We start from the raw sequence: 17,243 nt of genomic DNA on the forward strand, positions 1-17,243 counted from the left end.
GTGATGCCCTGGGGTGCACCCTGGCCGGTGCCCGGCTCACTGGTCGCGCAGTGCCGCGGCCAGCTCCCGCCTCGAGGAGATGTCGAGCTTGGTGAAGATCTTGCGCAGGTGCCACTCGACGGTCCGTGGGCTGAGGAACAGCACCGCGCCGATCTCCGGGTTGGTCCGTCCGGCAGCGGCCAGCCGCGCGATCTGGGCCTCCTGCGCGGTGAGGTCGACCTCGGCTCCGCGCGTACGTGTCCGGGCGACCCCGCCCGTCGCCGCCAGCTCCCGGGCTGCTCGCTCGGCGAAGGCCTCGGCGCCGATGCTCGCGAACAGCTCATGTGCCGCCTGGAGCTGCTGACGACCCTCGGTGCGACGGTTCTCCCGGCGCAGCCACTCGCCCAGGAGGAGCTGAGCCCGAGCCGCGTGCAGCGTCATGCCCGCCGAGGTGAGCTCGTCGATCGCCGTGCGGTAGTGCTTCTCGCTCTCGCCGGATGTGTCGGTCAGCGCGTGGGCATAGGCCGTCGTGCCGCGTGCCCACGGCGAGTCGACGACCGAGGTGCGTGCGACGAGCCGGTCGCGCACCGCCGCGGCGACGTCGTCGGCCCTGCTGCGGGCTGCCGCCTCGACGAGCTCCGTCAGAGCCCACTGCATCACCGCCAGGTCCTCGAACTCGATGGCCTCCTGCGCTGCCGCGAGCGCCTCGCGGTAGCGACCGAGACCGTTCGACAGCACGGCTCGGCTGTACGCCGCGACCCCCAGGTTCCAGCCGACCCCGGACGATCGCGCGTAGCCGAGGGCGGCGTCGATGACAGCCGTCGCCTCCTCCTCGCGTCCGCGGTAGGCGGCCAGGATCACCGCGCTCGCGGGATGGGGCTCCACGCCGACCATGGCACCGAGGGTGTCGGCCTCATCGAGGATCGTGGCGGCCTCCTCGAAGCGGCCGGCGTGGATCAGAGCGGTGGCACGGAAGCTCAACGTGGCCGCCAGCAACGACAGCCGCCCGCTGGCGCGGGCGTGGCTCAGCAGGTCCTCGGAGCGCCCGAAGTAGGCCCCGGAGTCCCAGATCTCGTGGGTCACCGCGCTGCTCAGCCAGGCCAGCTCGAGATCGGTCTCCATCCCGATCTCCTCGACGGCGTCGGCGAGCAGGGACACGGAGGCGGCGTGGCCGTCGAGCACCCAGGTGCTCAGCCCGGTCAGCAGACGACCGACCGCATCCTCGCCACGAGGAGCGCCGCGTCCCGCCAGGGCGGCCCGGCGCAGATCGTCGCCGCCCAGCCTTCCCGCGTTGATCGCGGCCGCGATGGCAGCCAGGTATGTCGTGCGGGAGAGCCCGTCATCGAGCTCCTCCAGGCGACCGGCGGCCTCGAGGAGCGGCGGCACCACGGACCGTCCGGTGTTGAGCGCGAACGCCAGGCGGGCGCGCAGACGCTGCACCTGGGCGAGCTGGGCAGGGTCGAGAGGCCCGATCTCGGCGGTGTCGAGCAGCTGCGCGGCCTTCGCGATCGCCCCGGCGGCGAACCGCGCCTCGGCCGCGGCCAGGGCGCGCCCGGCTCGTGTCGCCGGGTCGGTGGTGAGCTCGACCGCCCGCTCGAGGAATGCGGCCGCAGCGGCCCGTCCGCCCCGTGCCAACGCCCGGTCGGCGGATTCCTCGAGCTCGGCGGCGACGGTCTCGTCCGGGCCGATCGCGGCGTGTGCGCGATGCCAGGCCCGCCGGTCGGGGTCCTGCGCGGGATCGGTCACCTGCGCGAGCGCGTGATGCACCGCCCGGAGGGCGGCGGGCCCGGCCGAGCGCCGGCTGGCCGAGCGGACCAGTGGATGGCGGAACCGGACCCTGGTCCCGATCGAGATCAGGTCGGCGTCCTCTGCCGGGGCGGCGGCGTCCATGTCGAGCCCGAGTCGCTCGGCCGCGCGCCACAGCAGGGTGACGTCGCCGACCGGCTCGACGGCCGCGGTGAGCAGCAGCCGACGGGTCTGCTCGGGGAGCGTGGCGATGCGCTCCTGGAAGCCCTGCTCGATGCGGCTGGCCACGGGCTTGGCGCTCTGGCCGTCGAACCCGAACGCCAGCTCCGCCGGGGTGAGACCGCGTGGTAGCTCCAGCAGCGCGAGCGGGTTCCCGCGGGTCTCCGAGACGATCTGGTCACGGACCCGGGCATCGACGGGTCCCGGGAGCACGGACTCGAGCAGGAGCCTGGCATCGGCGTCGGCCAGCCCCTCGATCCGCAGCTCCGGAAGGTCCGGCAGCAGCTGTTCGTCGTCAGGACTGCGCACCCCGAAGACGAGCGCGACCGACTCCGCGTCGAGCCGGCGGGCGACGAAGGTGAGGATCACCTCCGACATCCGGTCGAGCCACTGCACGTCGTCCACCACGCACACCAACGGCTCGTCGGCCGCGGCCTCCGCCAGCAGCCCGAGCACCGCGAGCCCGACCACAAGGGCCTCCGGGGGATCGCCGGCGCTGAGGCCGAAGGCGGTGGAGAGCGCCTGACGCTGCGGCTCGGCGAGCCGGTCCAGATGATCCAGCAGGGGAGCGCAGAGCTGCTGCAGGCCGGCGTACGCGATCTCCGACTCGGGCTCGACGCCCGCGGCTCGGATCACCCGGCCCCCGGCCCGGTCGGCGAGGTAGTCGAGCAGTGCGGTCTTGCCGGTGCCGGCCTCGCCACGCAGGACGAGCACTCGGCTCTCGCCCGCTCGGACGCCGCGGACCAGCCGGTCCAATGCCTCCTGCTCGGCCCGCCGCCCCGTGAGGGGCATCCCCATCTTCAATCGACACCTCGAGTCGGTCATCACCAGTGGAGCCCCTTCATTCTCCCGGGTCGCCCAGGGAGTCGACCAGTGGGTATCCCTGGCGCCGGGCCCGTGAGTCCCCGGCGAAAGTCGTCACGTCACCGAGCAACACCCACCAACAGCCACCCAGAACCACAAGGAGAAGTGACATGGCGAGCTACACCGGCACCGTGACCGCGACCGGCGAGGGGCGCAACGGCGGCCACCTCGCGTCCCCCGACGGCCTCATCGATCTCGGCCTGGCCATCCCGAAGGAGCTCGGCGGCGCCGGCGGCGCCACCAACCCCGAGCAGCTCTTCGCCGCGGGCTGGTCGGCCTGCTTCATGGGTGCCTTCCGCCGGGCGGCCGCCGAGGAGCGGATCCGGTTCGACAGCATCCGGGTGACCGCGAACGTCACCCTCAACCACGCCGAGACGACCGACCCGACCGAGGAGTTCTTCCTCAGCGCCGAGCTCGAGATCGTCGTCGGCGGGCTGGACGAGGAGACCATCGGCACGCTGGCCAAGCGTGCCCACCAGATCTGCCCGTACTCGAAGGCGATCACCGGCAATGTCGATGTGGACTTCTTCGCCCGCGTCGCCTGAGGACGAGTGGCGGCCCGAGCCGAGCGACGCGCTCGGCCGGGCCGCCCAGGCCCTCATCCGCGATGCGTACGCGGCCCTGGGCTGGTTCGAGGGCCCGAACCCGTTCCAGGTGTGACCACATCGAGACCCGAGCGAAAGACGGAATGACCATGATGAACCGCAGGACCTTTGCCAAGGCGGTCGGCCTGGCCGCGACCTCGACAGCGGCGCTGGCAGCGACAGGGGAGATGGCGGCTGCTCGACCGGTACGCCCTGGACGAGCGAGCACGTCGTTCGCGGACGTCCTCCAGATCGATGCCGGCGAGCTCGACGTCGGGTACGTCGACCTCGGGCCCCGCGACGGCCAGCCGGTGATCCTGCTGCACGGCTGGCCCTACGACATCCACAGCTATGCCGAGGTCGCGCCGATCCTGGCGAAGCAGGGCTACCGGGCCCTCGTGCCGTACTTCCGGGGCTTCGGCACGACGACGTTCCGCTCACCCGACACGTTCCGCAACGCACAGCAGTCCAGGATCGCCCTCGACATCACGGACTTCATGGACGCGCTGCGGATCGACCGGGCCGTGATCGCCGGCTACGACTGGGGTTCGCGGACGGGCGACATCATCGCCGCGATCTGGCCCCAGCGCGTCAAGGCGCTGGTGTCGGTGACCGGCTACCTGATCACCAACCGTGAGGCCCAGCGCGACCCGATCGCCGCGGCCTCGGAATGGGCCTGGTGGTACCAGTACTACTTCTCCACCGAGCGCGGCGCGAAGGGCCTCGCCGATCCGAAGATCGGCACCGACCTGGCCAGACTGGTGTGGCGGTTCAACTCCCCGACCTGGGCGTTCGACGAGGCCACCTTCGCCCGCACGGCCGCGGCGTTCAGCAATCCCGACTACGTCGACATCGTGCTGCACAACTACCGCTGGCGCCTCGGTCTGGCCGACGGTGCCCGCCGCTACGACGCCTTGGAGCGTAAGCTCGCGGCGGCCCCGCCGATCGCGGTGCCGACGATCACCATCGACCCGGCCGCCGATCCCTTCACGCCGGCCGGAGACGGAGCGGGCTACCGCCACCACTTCACCGGCCCGTACGAGCACCGCACGTTCCCGGGGATCGGCCACAACGTCCCCCAGGAGGCGCCGGCCGACTTCGCTCGCGCGGTCCTCGACGCGGACAGGTTGTGAGGTCGGCATAATGACCCGCAGGGCGAGGTGTGACCCTCACGAGCCGAGGAGCTGTTCGGCGAGCTCGGCGCGCGAGTGGATGTCCAGCTTCGTGTAGACCTTCCGCAGGTGGTACTCGACGGTCTTCGGGCTGAGGAAGAGGGCGGCCGCGGTCTCACGAGTCGTGCGGCCCTCGGCGAGGAGCAGCGAGACCTGCAGCTCCTGCGGTGTCAGGGACGCCGTCCCCGCCGCCTCCCGCCTCGCCACCTTCTCGCCCGTCGCCTCCAGCTCGGCCGCGGTGGTCCGGGCCCACGGGTCGGCGCCGAGGTCGTCGAAGGACTCGAGCGCCGTACGCAGGTGTGAGCGGGCGTCGACGCGGCGTCCCGCGCGCCGGAGCCGGCCGCCGTACGCGAGGTGGGTCCGCGCGGCCTCGAAGAGGTCGCGGGTGTCAGCGTGACCTTCGATGGCCGACTCGAAGTGCTCGTCGAAGGACTGCTGGTCCGCCACGGTTCCCAACGCCCGGTGCGCCCGAGCGACCGACCAGGGTCGGCCCTTCGTGCGTGCCGCGGCCGCGTACCGCTGGGCCTCGGCCTCCGCCTCGGCGGGCCGGCCGAGGCGGAGCAGGGCATCCACCAGCTCCGCGCCGGGGGAGAGGTCGGGGTCGGCGATGCCCCATTCGTCGAGCCGCCGCGAGAGGTCGAGGAACGTGCTCGTGGCGGCTCGGGGGTCGCCCTCCGCGAGCTCGAGGTCGCCGACGGCGTAGAGACACCAGGCCTCGCCCATCCGGATGCCCCGCCGGGTGCACAGTCGGACGGCCTCGGTCGCATGCTCCCGGCAGGCGTCGCCCCGACCCTGTCGGGACTCGAGCCACGCCAGCCCGGCGAGGGACATGGCGAGGTCCGTGCCCTGGCCGGTCTCGCGCGCAAGCCGGATCGCCTCCTCGTAGTTGGCTGCGGCTCGGGACCAGGAAGTCGACGTCGCCTGGTCCCGGGCGACGTGGAACAGCACGTTGGGAAGCAGACCGACGCCCATGCGGGACCGTACGTCGTCGACGATCCGGCGCAGGTCGGCTCCTGTCTCCGCGTCGCGGAGGAACAACGGTGTCGTCAGCAGCCACGGCAGCGCCTCGGGATGCTCGACCGGGTCGGCGTGCGCGGCCAGCAGCGGAACCGACGCCTGGATCTCCGCCAGCCCGCCCTCGCCGCTGAGCACCTTCGCCATCCCCGCCGCGGCGAGCCCGATGGCGCGGGCGCGGGGCGATTCGGCGCCGGCGACCGCGGCCAGCAGTGAGGTGGCGAGGCGCATCGATACCGCTGCGTCGGCCAGGTAGAAGGCAGCGTGCAGCGCCTCGGCGAGGAGGAGCACGGTGTCATCGGGAGTGGGCGCGTCGGGCGCCGCCCGCTCGAGGATGCGGACGGCGTCGGCGACCGACCCGCTCCGCGCGGCGATCTGCGCCCGAATCCGCAGGGTGCGCGAGCGGGTGCCGCTTGGGACGGGCCGGGTCTCGATCTCGTCGAGCAGGGCGACCGCTCGGTCTTGACGCCCTCCGGTCCATGCTGCCTCGGCAGCCTCGCACAGCAGGAGGTGCCACCGCTCGGTGTCCGTGCTCAGCCGCGCGGCGCGCTCGTAGGCAGTGCTCGCGACGGTGTACGCCGAACGGGCTGTCGCGCTGTCGGCAGCGGCTTCGAGCAGCCCCGACACCTGCGGGTCGGGACCCCAGGCCGCCTCCGCCAGGTGCCACGCCCGACGCTCCGCATCGTCCGGCAGCATGTCGGCCACAGCGACATGGACGGATCGACGGAGAGTCTCGTCGGCCTCGGCGTAGACGGCCGCGCGGACGAGCGGGTGTCGTACGTCGATGCGGCTGCTCGTCACGACGACCAGCCCGTCGCGCTCGGCGGCACCGAGGCCGGCGACGTCGAGACCGAGCCGCTTGCAGACCTCGCCCGTGAGGTGGAGGTCGCCGTTGGTGACCACGGCAACGAGCAGGGCCGTCCGGGATCCCGGGCCGAGCTCCGCCAACCGCCGCGAGAACGCGGCCGCGAGGGTGGCGGGCAGCGCCGGCGGGAGTCCAGGGGCCCGGTCGTCGAGAAGCTCGAGGTTGCGACCGAGCTCGAGGAGGGCGAGCGGGTTGCCACCGGTCGCTGCGAACAGCCGCGCCACCTGCTCCTCGGTCGGTGGCGTGACCTCCAGAGAGCGCACGAGGTTGTCGGACGCCGCCGGGTCCAGGCCTGACAGCTCCAGTACATCGAGGCCGTCGAGGAGGCCGTCGCAAGCTCCGGATCGGCCGGCGAGCAGGACGACGGCGGGGTCTGCGTCGAGCCGGCGGGCGGCGAAGGCGATAGCCTCCGCGGACGGTCGGTCGAGCCACTGCAGGTCGTCGACGACGACGCCGATCGGCGCGTGCTCGGCGTACCGGCACAGCAGCGCGAGGGTCGCTGCGCCGATGGCGAACCGGTCGCCGGCGGTCCCGGCCTCGAGGGCGAGTGCGCGGCTCAGTGCTGCTGCCTGCGGATCTGGCAGCGCGTCGAGGAGGTGGAACGCCGGACGGAGCAGGAGGTGGAGCCCGGCGAACGCGAGGTCCTGCTCTGCCTCCGTACCGGTTGCGCGCAGGACTTGGACGCCCTCCAGGCGATCGAGCGCGTCCTCGAGCAGCGCGGTCTTGCCGACGCCCGGCTCGCCTGTGATCGCGAGCGCGCCACCGCGGCCGATCCTCGCACCGGCGAAGAGCCGGTCCACGACCCGCTGCTCCGCCTCTCGTCCGATGAGCACGCGGGAAGTCTAGGAGCGGGCACCTGTGCCGATCCCACGACCGAACGGCGCCCTACCTGGTCCTGGGTACCCAGAGCGACTAGGTGGGGCACCTGACGCGAGGACATGCGAGGCGTTCCTAGCGTTCCCGTCATGACCACTACTGATGACGCCATGACCCCGGGCACGAACGAGGTCGAGATCGACATGGACAAGCTGATGGCCTTCGTCTTCCGAGCGGTGGACGAGGTCGGTGCGACGCTCAACGCCGCTCTGGTGGTGATGGGCGACAAGCTCGGTTACTACCGCGACCTCGCGGCCAACGGGCCGAGCACCCCGGCCGAGCTCGCCGCACGGACTGCCACCGGCGAGCCGTACGCCCGCGAGTGGCTCAACGCCCAGGCCGCCGGCTCGTACGTGACCTACGACCCGGCCACCAGCCGGTTCACGCTGCCGTCGGAGCACGCGGTGGCGTTGACCGTCGAAGACAGCCCGGCCTTCCTGCCCGGCATGTTCCAGATCGCGCTCGGCACCGTCCACGACGCCTCACACATCCTCGAGGCCGCGCGCAACGGCGGCGGCTACGGATGGCACGAGCACGACGCCGACGTCCACGTCGGCTGCGAGCGGTTCTTCCGCCCGAGCTACAACGCCCATCTGATCCCCGAGTGGCTGCCCGCCCTCGACGGTGTCGTCGAGAAACTCGAGCGCGGTGCGACGGTGGCCGACGTGGGCTGCGGCCACGGTGCCTCGACGATCCTGATGGCGCAGGCCTTCCCCAACTCTCGGTTCGTCGGGTGGGACTACCACGAGGCGTCGATCGCGACCGCGCGCGAGCGCGCCGCGGCTGCGGGCGTCGCGGACCGGGTGAGGTTCGAGGTCGCCCCGGCGTCCGCGTTCGGTGGCAGCGACTACGACCTCGTCACCATGTTCGACTGCCTGCACGACATGGGCGACCCGGTCGGCGCGGCGCGGCACGTCCGCGAGTCCCTCGCCGAGGACGGCACCTGGATGGTCGTCGAGCCCATCGCCGGTGACCACGTCGAGGACAACCTGCACGCTGTGGGCCGCGCCTACTACGGCTTCTCCACCCTGCTCTGCACGCCCAGCTCGCTCGCCCAGGACGTAGGGCTCGCGCTGGGGACCCAGGCCGGCCCGGCTCGGATCCGCGACGTGACGATCGCGGCCGGGTTCACCCGGTTCGAGGGCGTGTCCGAGACCCCGTTCAACCGTGTCTACGAGGTCCGGCCGTGAGCGAGAGGCTCGCGCGGCCCGTCGATCGGTCGAAGCCCGGCGCGACCGGGCCCAACCGAGTCACACTGGGGCCATGAGGGCACGCGAGCCCGACGCCGACGGCTACGTGGAGACGGACGGCGTCAAGGTCCACTACGAGGTCTACGGTGCAACGACCGCCGGCCCGGACGACCGCACCATCATGTTGATGCCGACCTGGACGATCATCCACTCCCGGTTCTGGAAGGCGCAGATCGGCTACCTGGCGCGACACTTCAGAGTCGTCACCTTCGACGGTCGCGGCAACGGCCGGTCCGACCGGCCGGAGGGTGCGGCGGCGTACACGAACGAGGCGTACGCCGCGGACGCCCTCGCCGTCCTGGACGCCACCGGCACCGACCGGGCCGTCGTCGTGGGGCTGTCCTGCGGGGTCGCGTGGAGTCTGCACCTTGCCGCGGACCACCCGGACCGGGTGGCCGGACTGGTCGCGATCGGGGCGGCCTGCGGGTTCCCGATCGTCCAGGAGCGGGACGCCTTCGTCTGGGACGCCCGCCTCGACACCACGGACGGATGGGCGAAGTACAACCGGAACCACTGGCTCGAGGGCGGCTATGACGACTTCCTCGAGTTCTTCTTCGCCAAGATGTTCCCTGAGCCGCACTCGACCAAACAGATCGAGGACTGCATCGCCTGGGCGCACGAGACGACGCCGCAGGTCGTCGCCGACTCCACCGCAGCACGGCTCGGGTGCGACGGGGTGGTGTGCGCCTCGGTCGAGGAGATCTGCGGCCGCGTCCAGTGCCCGGTCCTCGCGATCCATGGGACCGACGACCAGATCCGACCGGTCGCGATCAGTGAGCGCCTCGTCGAGCTCACCGGAGGGTCGCTGGTGCTGCTCGAGGGCAGCGGGCACGGCCCGGTGGGCCGAGACCCGGTCAAGATCAATCACCTGATCAAGGACTTCGCGGACGCGGTCCACCCCTCGCCGCCGGCGGGTCGCACCTGGGTCCGCGCGTCCCACCGGCCCAAGAAGGTCCTCTACCTCTCCTCGCCGATCGGGCTGGGTCACGCCCGCCGCGACCTCGCGATCGCGCAGGCTCTCCGGGAGCGTCACGAGGACGTCCAGGTCGACTGGCTCGCCCAGCACCCGGTGACCCGGGTCCTCGAGGCGGCCGGGGAGCGGGTCCACCCAGCCAGCAGGTGGCTCGCCAACGAGTCGCGCCACATCGAGGAGGAGTCGGGCGAGCACGACCTCCATGTCTTCGACGCGATAAGGCGCATGGACGAGGTCCTCGTCAACAACTTCATGGTCTTCGATGACGTCGTCCGCGACGACCACTACGACCTCGTCATCGGCGACGAGGCCTGGGACGTCGACCATTTCCTCCACGAGAACCCCGAGCTGAAGCGCTTCGGCTACGCGTGGCTCACCGACTTCGTCGGCTTCCTCCCGATGCCCGACGACGACGAGCGGGAACGGTTCGTCATCGCCGACCACAACGGCGAGATGCTCGAGCACGTCGAGCGCCATCCACGGCTGCGCGACCGCGCGATCTTCGTCGGAAACCCCGAGGACGTCGTGCCCGGCCACTTCGGCGCCGACCTGCCCGAGATCTCCGCCTGGACCCGGCAGCACTACGACTTCAGCGGCTACGTCACCGGGATCGACCCGGGTTCGATCGCCGATCGGGCGCGGCTGAGAAGGGAGCTCGGCTGGCGACCTGATGAGCGGGTCTGCGTGGTCACCGTCGGCGGGTCCGGCGTCGGCAGCCACCTGCTCCGCCGGGTGGAAGACGCGTACGACGCCGCCCGCGCGGCCGTGCCGGGCCTTCGGATGGTCCTCGTGACGGGGCCGCGCCTGGACACCGGCGTCGTCCGAGCGCGGCCCGGCGTCGACGTGCTCGGCTTCGTCCCCGATCTGCACCGGCTCCTCGGGGCCTGCGACCTTGCCGTCGTGCAGGGCGGGCTGACCACGACGATGGAGCTGACCGCTGCCGGCACACCGTTCATCTACGTGCCATTGCGCCACCACTTCGAGCAGAACATCCACGTACGCCACAGGCTCGAGCAGTACGGTGCCGGCCGCTGTCTCGAGTACGACGACCTCACCCCCGACACTCTCGCGCGAGCGATCGCCGACGAGATCGGCCGCAACAACCACAGCCGACCGGTCGAGGCAGATGGCGCCGATCGCGCCGCCGCGCTGATCGCCGACCTTCTCTGATCCCCTCCACCGGGCGGGCCTAAGGTTGGTCCCGCGCACGCGAACCGATCTCGTTCCACGGAGGCTCCGCTGAACACCAACCAGGCACAGAGCAGCTCGTCCGGGCCCTTCCCGGCTGCGATCTTGATGGACATGGACGGGACCCTGGTGGACACCGAGCCCTACTGGATCGCGGCGGAGTACGCCATCGCCGAGCGTTTCGGGGCGACCTGGTCCGAGGAGCAGGCGATGGAGCTGGTCGGCAATGCGCTGATCGAGTCGGCCCGCCTGGTCAAGGAGGGCATGGGCCTTCCTCACGAGCCCGAGGAGATCGTCGAGATGCTCCTCGACGGTGTGGTCGAGCAGGTCGAGCGCGAGGTCCCGTGGCGACCCGGAGCGCGCGAGCTGCTCACCGACCTGTTCGAGCAGGGCGTGCCGTGCGCGCTGGTGACGATGTCGTACGCCCGGTTCGTCGGCCCCATCCTCCAGCAGCTCCCGGAGGGCACCTTCAAGGTGATCGTCACCGGCGACATGGTCCGCAACGGCAAGCCCCACCCCGAGCCCTACCTCACCGCGGCCGCTGCCCTCGGTGTCGCGGCCGAGGACACCATCGCGGTCGAGGACTCCAACACCGGAGCGCGCTCCGCCGAGGCCGCCGGCTGCACCGTGCTGGTGGTCGAGAACCACGTGCCCGTCGCCCCCGGCGAGCGCCGGGTCTTCCGGGACACGCTCGAGGGGCTGACGTACGCCGACCTGGCTGCCCTGTGACCCCTCGGGGTCATCTAGGGTGCCTTCCGTGGGCCACATCCAGATCACTCCGTCCATCCTGAACGCCGACTTCGCAGCCCTCGGGGCGGAAGTCGCCCGGATCCCCAGCGCCGACTGGGTCCATGTCGACGTGATGGACAACCACTTCGTGCCCAACCTGACCTTCGGGCCGACGATGGTCGAAGCGCTTGCGCGGTCCACCGCGGTGCCGCTGGACGCCCACCTGATGATCGAGAACGCCGACCGTGAGGCCCCGGCGTACGTCGAGGCCGGCTGCGGCTCGGTGACCTTCCACGTCGAGGCCACCAAGGCGCCGGTCCGGCTGGCCCGCGAGATCCGCGCCAAGGGCGCCCGCGCCTCGATGGCGCTCAAGCCGGCGACCCCGATCGAGCCGTACGAGGACATGCTGGCCGAGCTCGACATGGTGCTGCTGATGACCGTCGAGCCCGGCTTCGGCGGGCAGAAGTTCCTCGATCTGGTGCTGCCCAAGATCCGCCGGACCCGTTCGATGATGGACAAGCACGGTTTCGAGACCTGGCTGCAGGTCGACGGCGGCGTCTCGCTGGAGACCATCGAGCGCTGCGCTGAGGCCGGGGCCGACGTCTTCGTCGCCGGCTCCGCCGTCTACTCGGCGGCCGACCCGGATGCGATGGTCAACGCGCTGCGCGACAAGGCCGTCTCAGCAGTCGACGCCTGATCAGGCGTCGTGCCACTCGTGTGGCACACTGGTTGAAGACGAGCTTGTGCTCGCGTGCTCTGGGGTCGGTGAAATTCCGAGCCGGCGGTGACTGGACGAAAGTTCAGAAGTCCGCGACCCGATGGCAGCCAGTCATCGGTTGACCAGGTGAAACTCCTGGACCGACGGTTAAAGTCCGGATGGGAAGACGCACGCAGCCCGATTCGTCGTGAGCGCCCCGAGACCGGGGCGCGGCGCGATGTCTCGGCCTGACCCCGGAGTCCGTGAGACGGACCAGAGGGGATCAGATGAAGTGCTTGGACCAGCGTGACCCGGAGCCGGGAGCGATGCGTCGCGCCCTGGACCTGGCCGCTGCGATCGGCGCCCCGGGGCCTGCCACCTACCCGAACCCGCGGGTGGGCTGCGTACTCCTGGGGCCTGACGGGTCGATGATCGCCGAGGGCTACCACCGTGGGCCCGGCACTCCACACGCGGAGGTCGATGCGCTGGCGAAGGCCGGCGAGGCAGCCCGTGGAGCCACCGCGGTGGTGACGCTCGAGCCGTGCAACCACACCGGCCGCACCGGCCCGTGCTCGCAGGCGCTGATCGAGGCCGGCGTCGCCCGTGTCGTCTACGCCCAGTCCGACCCCAACCCGGTCGCCGCCGGTGGTGCCGCCACGCTGAAGCAGGCGGGCATCGAGGTCGAGCAGGGCCTGTACGCAGCGGAGTCCCGTGAGCTCAACCGGGTCTGGACCCGGGCGGCCGAGCTGCAGCGCCCCTACGTCACCTGGAAGTTCGCCACCACCCTCGACGGACGCAGCGCCGCCGCCGACGGCACCTCCCGCTGGGTCTCCTCGCGCGCCGCGCGGCTCGACACCCACAAGCTGCGTGCGCTGAGCGACACGATGCTGGTCGGGACCAACACGGTCGCGGTCGACGACCCCGCGCTGACGGTCCGTGACCTGGAGGACCGACCGGTCGGCGTACAGCCTCTCCGGGTCGTCATGGGGGAGCGCGACCTGCCCGAGGACCGCCGGATCTTTGACGCTCAGGCGCCCTCGCTCCATCTGCGCACCCGCGACCCGCACTCGGCGCTGGCCGCCTTGTGGGAGCGCGAGCGGCGCCATGTCTTTCTCGAGGGCGGGCCGACCCTGGCTGCGGCCTTCCTGGAGGCGGGACTCGTGGACGAGATCGTCGTCTACATCGCCCCGTTCCTGCTCGGCGCCGGCCGCTCGGCCGTCGCCGACCTCGGGATCACCACCATCGCCGACGCGTTCCGGCCGCGGGTGCGCTCGGTCGATGTGCTTTCACCTGCCGCGCCCGGCGAGGAGCCGAACGTGCGGTTCGTCTTGGAACCACAGAAAGGGGAGCAGTGATGTTCACCGGGATTGTTGAGGAGCTCGGCACCGTCGCCGGGATCGAGGACCAGGGCGACGCCGTACGCCTGACCATCTCCGCCGCCACCGTGCTGGCGGACGCAGAGCTGGGCGCCTCCATCGCGGTCAACGGCTGCTGCCTGACCGTCGCCACGCTGGGCGAGAACGAGTGGACCGCCGACGTGATGCTGGAGACGCTCAAGCGCACCAGCCTGCACGCGCTCTCGGCCGGCGACCAGGTCAACCTGGAGCGCGCGGTCACCCCGAGCACCCGGCTCGGTGGCCACATCGTCCAGGGCCACGTCGACGGCGTCGGACGCATCGTCTCGCGTGAGCCCAGCGAGCACTGGGAGGTCGTCACGATCTCCCTGGATCCGGAGCTGGCTCGCTATGTCGTCGAGAAGGGCTCGATCGCGGTCGACGGAATCAGCCTCACCGTGGTGGGCGTGACCGAGGACGCGTTCACCGTCAGCCTCATCCCGGAGACCCTGGCGCGTACGTCACTGGGGTTCCGGGCCATCGGCGACGAGGTCAACCTCGAGACCGACATCATCGCCAAGCATGTCGAGAAGCTCCTGGGAGGGGTTCGGCCGTGAACATCGAGACTGGATTGAATTCATCGGGCACCGAGCAGTACGTGGGGGTCCGCCTGGACCCGGTCGAGAACGCGATCGCCGACCTGGCGGCCGGTAAGCCGGTGGTGGTCGTCGACGACGAGGACCGGGAGAACGAGGGCGACCTGATCTTCTCCGCCGAGCTGGCGACCCCGGAGGTGATGGCGTTCGCGATCCGCTGGTCCTCGGGCGTGATCTGCGTGGCGCTGCCGGGGGAGAGACTCGACGCCCTCGACCTGCCCCCGATGACTCGTGTGAACGAGGACCGCAAGCAGACGGCGTACGCGGTGTCCGTGGACGCCCGCGAGGGCGTCTCGACCGGCATCTCGGCCGCGGACCGGGCGCTCACCACCCGGCTGCTGGCCGGGCCCCACTCGGGCGCCGGTGACCTGACCCGGCCGGGGCATGTCTTCCCGCTGCGGGCACGCGAGGGGGGAGTGCTGGTCCGGGTCGGTCACACCGAGGCCGCGGTCGACCTGACCCGGCTGGCCGGACTGGAGCCCGCTGGTGCACTGGTCGAGCTGGTCAACGACGACGGCACCATGCAGCGCGCCCCGCAGCTGCGGGAGTTCGCCGATGAGCACGGTCTCGCGATGATCTCGATCGCCGACCTCGTCACCTACCGGCGGCGTACGGAGGTGCTGGTCGAGCGGCGCGCCGTGACGCGGCTCCCCACCGAGTTCGGTGACTTCACCGCGTACGGCTATCGCACCATCGACGACGGGGTCGAGCACGTCGCGCTGGTCTACGGGGACATCGCCGGATGCGATCCGGTGCTCGCGCGCGTGCACTCGGAGTGCCTGACCGGGGATGTCTTCGGGTCGCGGCGCTGCGACTGCGGGCCGCAGCTGCGGGAGGCTCTCTCGCGGATCGCGGCGGAGGGCTGCGGTGTGGTGGTCTACCTGCGCGGCCACGAGGGCCGCGGGATCGGACTGCTCGCCAAGCTGCAGGCCTACCAGCTCCAGGACGGCGGGCGCGACACCGTCGACGCCAACCTCGACCTCGGCCTCCCCGCCGACGCGCGACACTACGGCGCCGCCTCGCAGATCCTGCGCGACCTCAAGGTCGACGCGGTACGCCTGATGACCAACAACCCCGAAAAGGTGAGTCACCTCGAGGCGTACGGTGTCGAGGTCGCCGAGCGGGTCCCGCTGACCCCTCGGCCCAACGAGCACAACCTCGCCTACCTGCTGACCAAGCGTGACCGCATGGGTCACGCGCTGCCCGATCTGTCTGAGGAGAACCGATGAGTGGCAAGGGAGCCCCGACCCCCGAGGTCGTCGACGCTAGCGACCTGCGGGTCGCCGTCGTGGCGGCGCGCTGGCACGACGAGGTGATGGCCGGCCTGCTGAACGGCGCCGAGCGCGCGTTCAAGGACGCCGCCGTCGGCGGCCTGACCGTCGTCCGGGTCCCGGGCGCCTTCGAGCTCCCGGTCGCCGCGGCCGCGCTCGCGAAGTCGGGCTACGACGCCATCGTCGCGCTCGGTGTCGTCATCCGTGGCGGCACCCCGCACTTCGAGTACGTCTGCTCGGCCGCCACCGACGGTCTGAACCGGATCGCGATCGACCACCTCATCCCCGTCGGCTTCGGACTGCTGACCTGCGACAACGAGGAGCAGGCGCTCGACCGGGCCGGGCTCGAGGGGTCCAGCGAGGACAAGGGCTATGAGGCCGCCGCCGCGGCCATGGAGACCGCGCTCGCTCTGCGTGACTGCGTGCGCCACTACTGAGGCGCTGAGCGGGTGGTGAACCTGAGAGCAGTCGGTGGACCGCTCTCGGCTTCACAACCTGCTGCCTCTCGGAGTCGGAGTCAGCTGCAGGCGGCCACCGCGTCCGGGAACGCGGCGTCGATCGCGTCGAAGTCGAGGTGGCCGATGCCCTGGCTCTTCCCGTCGGCGCCCTGTGCCATCACCGTGCGCACGTTGATCGCGGTCCAGGTCTCGATCCCGGCGGCGTCGGCGAGGACCTCGATCCCGGCGTCGCACAGCCCGGTGAACTCGGCGGCGAGATCGTGGAAGGTGACGAACCCCTCGGAGTCAGCCATGCCCTGTGCGCCCTGCTGGACGGCACGCTCGTTGAAACAGAAGTGTGCGTTGGCTGCGCCGGTCGACATGGCAAGGGCAGCGATGGTGGCGACGGCCACGGTGGTGATGCGACGAACAAGCATGATGAACTCCTGCTGGGACGGATAGGGGACCGTCTCAGTCTTGACACGCAGATCGAAGGCCGTCATGCCCAAGCTCGGGTATCCGGTCCCGAATCGACGTACACAGCGTCGTGGCTTGTGCATGGGCGACTCAGGCGGTGCGCCTCGCGACCAGGTCGCCCTGCCGGCGGCGCGCCCCTGGATCCTGGCGGGACGCTGCCCGCTCGATGACGAACCCGTGCGGAGCGAGCAGGTCTCCCAGCGCCTCGGCGGACCAGTAGTAGGCGGTGTGCACCGCGTGGTCGAACGCCTCGCCGGGATCGCCGTCGAAGAAGCCGATCAGCGCCGATCCGCCGGGCGTGAGCACGCGGGCGAACTCGCCGAGGATCGCAGGAAGATCGGCGGGCGGGGTGTGGATGATCGAGCACCACGCCAGGATGCCGCCGACCGACTCGTCCTCCAGCGGGAGGTCGGCCATGTCCGCTCGCTCGAAGCTGACCTCCGGATACCGCGCTCGTGCGGCGGCGACGAACGCGGCCGAGGCGTCCAGACCTACTACCTCGCGTAGGCCGTCCGTGGCGAGCTCTTGGCTCCAGAGCCCGGGGCCGCAGCCGGCATCGAGTAGGCGGCCGGTCGTGGTGTCTCGCCAGGTGGTGATCGTCTCGTGGTCGCGCTTGGCGAGCTGGTCGATCGTTCCGAACAGGTCGATGTACTCGGTTGCGCGGCCGTCGTAGGCTGCGCCGATCTCTGTCATGGTCATCGGTGAGCAGGGTAGTGGTTGATGTGTGTCTGTTTGGTCTCGTGCTTGGGTTCCAGCACGGGTGGGGCCAATACGTTGTCTGGGTTGGGAGATTTAGAAGCAGGGTGTCTGGGTTGGGTGAACCGCCCCGGTGTTTCCGGACACTTCTGATGGTGTCTCTACCCGGTCGGGGAGAGATGGTTTCTAGCAGCGTAGTGCGCGTTCTCGATCTCG

At 71.0% G+C, this 17,243-nt stretch carries 15 protein-coding genes and 1 riboswitch; of the genes, 11 read left to right on the forward strand and 4 right to left on the reverse strand.

Annotated features, from left to right (window positions below; genetic code table 11):
* Positions 1–36: 36 nt before the first annotated feature.
* The gene (locus ABT304_RS29875) at positions 37–2,742 is read right to left on the reverse strand and encodes an ATP-binding protein (RefSeq protein WP_350720956.1); all 2,706 of its coding nucleotides are present in this window, start codon (positions 2,740–2,742) and stop codon (positions 37–39) included.
* 176 nt (positions 2,743–2,918) lie between these two features.
* Between ABT304_RS29875 and ABT304_RS29880 the strand changes: the two genes are divergently transcribed.
* Genes ABT304_RS29880 through ABT304_RS29890 form a run of 3 tightly spaced genes read left to right on the forward strand, consistent with a single transcriptional unit; the run spans position 2,919 to position 4,525 of the window.
* The gene (locus ABT304_RS29880; RefSeq protein WP_350720958.1) at positions 2,919–3,353 is read left to right on the forward strand and encodes an Ohr family peroxiredoxin; all 435 of its coding nucleotides are present in this window, start codon (positions 2,919–2,921) and stop codon (positions 3,351–3,353) included.
* Positions 3,325–3,468 carry a hypothetical protein gene (locus ABT304_RS29885; protein ID WP_350720960.1) on the forward strand — a complete coding sequence of 48 codons (144 nt, stop codon included), beginning with the start codon at positions 3,325–3,327 and terminating at the stop codon, positions 3,466–3,468. The genes ABT304_RS29880 and ABT304_RS29885 overlap by 29 nt, the downstream gene beginning before the upstream one ends.
* Positions 3,469–3,505: 37 nt before the next feature.
* Positions 3,506–4,525, forward strand: a complete 1,020-nt coding sequence (locus ABT304_RS29890) for an alpha/beta fold hydrolase (protein WP_350720962.1) — start codon at positions 3,506–3,508, stop codon at positions 4,523–4,525.
* A 36-nt stretch (positions 4,526–4,561) separates the two neighbouring features.
* Here the strand turns inward: ABT304_RS29890 and ABT304_RS29895 are convergent, their stop codons facing one another.
* Complete coding sequence (locus ABT304_RS29895; RefSeq protein ID WP_350720964.1) at positions 4,562–7,276, reverse strand: ATP-binding protein; 2,715 nt, start codon at positions 7,274–7,276, stop codon at positions 4,562–4,564.
* Between the two features lie 132 nt (positions 7,277–7,408).
* Between ABT304_RS29895 and ABT304_RS29900 the strand changes: the two genes are divergently transcribed.
* The 8 genes from ABT304_RS29900 (at position 7,409) to ribH (ending at position 15,854) form a co-directional block, all read left to right on the forward strand.
* A complete protein-coding gene (locus ABT304_RS29900; RefSeq protein ID WP_350720966.1) occupies positions 7,409–8,509 on the forward strand; it encodes a class I SAM-dependent methyltransferase in 1,101 nt (366 codons plus the stop codon).
* Between the two features lie 73 nt (positions 8,510–8,582).
* The gene (locus ABT304_RS29905; RefSeq protein WP_350720968.1) at positions 8,583–10,712 is read left to right on the forward strand and encodes an alpha/beta hydrolase; all 2,130 of its coding nucleotides are present in this window, start codon (positions 8,583–8,585) and stop codon (positions 10,710–10,712) included.
* 126 nt (positions 10,713–10,838) lie between these two features.
* Positions 10,839–11,459 (forward strand): HAD family hydrolase, encoded by a 621-nt coding sequence (locus tag ABT304_RS29910; RefSeq protein WP_350720969.1) that lies wholly within the window; start codon positions 10,839–10,841, stop codon positions 11,457–11,459.
* Positions 11,460–11,487: 28 nt separating this feature from the next.
* Positions 11,488–12,156 (forward strand): ribulose-phosphate 3-epimerase, encoded by a 669-nt coding sequence (gene rpe / locus ABT304_RS29915; RefSeq protein WP_350720971.1) that lies wholly within the window; start codon positions 11,488–11,490, stop codon positions 12,154–12,156.
* Between the two features lie 50 nt (positions 12,157–12,206).
* Positions 12,207–12,353, forward strand: a riboswitch (FMN riboswitch).
* A 99-nt stretch (positions 12,354–12,452) separates the two neighbouring features.
* Positions 12,453–13,511, forward strand: a complete 1,059-nt coding sequence (ribD, locus tag ABT304_RS29920) for a bifunctional diaminohydroxyphosphoribosylaminopyrimidine deaminase/5-amino-6-(5-phosphoribosylamino)uracil reductase RibD (RefSeq protein WP_502890458.1) — start codon at positions 12,453–12,455, stop codon at positions 13,509–13,511.
* Positions 13,511–14,107: a riboflavin synthase gene (locus ABT304_RS29925; protein ID WP_350720975.1), complete on the forward strand. Its 597-nt coding sequence runs from the start codon at positions 13,511–13,513 to the stop codon at positions 14,105–14,107. The genes ribD and ABT304_RS29925 overlap by 1 nt, the downstream gene beginning before the upstream one ends.
* A gap of 2 nt (positions 14,108–14,109) precedes the next feature.
* Positions 14,110–15,375, forward strand: a complete 1,266-nt coding sequence (locus ABT304_RS29930; RefSeq protein WP_457166035.1) for a bifunctional 3,4-dihydroxy-2-butanone-4-phosphate synthase/GTP cyclohydrolase II — start codon at positions 14,110–14,112, stop codon at positions 15,373–15,375.
* Positions 15,372–15,854 (forward strand): 6,7-dimethyl-8-ribityllumazine synthase, encoded by a 483-nt coding sequence (gene ribH / locus ABT304_RS29935; RefSeq protein WP_350720979.1) that lies wholly within the window; start codon positions 15,372–15,374, stop codon positions 15,852–15,854. The genes ABT304_RS29930 and ribH overlap by 4 nt, the downstream gene beginning before the upstream one ends.
* Before the next feature lie 80 nt (positions 15,855–15,934).
* Here ribH and ABT304_RS29940 read toward each other — a convergent pair whose 3' ends face one another.
* The gene (locus ABT304_RS29940; protein ID WP_350720981.1) at positions 15,935–16,291 is read right to left on the reverse strand and encodes a hypothetical protein; all 357 of its coding nucleotides are present in this window, start codon (positions 16,289–16,291) and stop codon (positions 15,935–15,937) included.
* Between the two features lie 130 nt (positions 16,292–16,421).
* Positions 16,422–17,030, reverse strand: coding sequence for a class I SAM-dependent methyltransferase (locus ABT304_RS29945; protein ID WP_350720983.1), 609 nt, complete (start codon positions 17,028–17,030; stop codon positions 16,422–16,424).
* Between the last annotated feature and the right edge of the window lie 213 nt (positions 17,031–17,243).

This window comes from Nocardioides sp. NPDC000445 (assembly GCF_040300245.1).
GTDB lineage: Bacteria > Actinomycetota > Actinomycetes > Propionibacteriales > Nocardioidaceae > Nocardioides.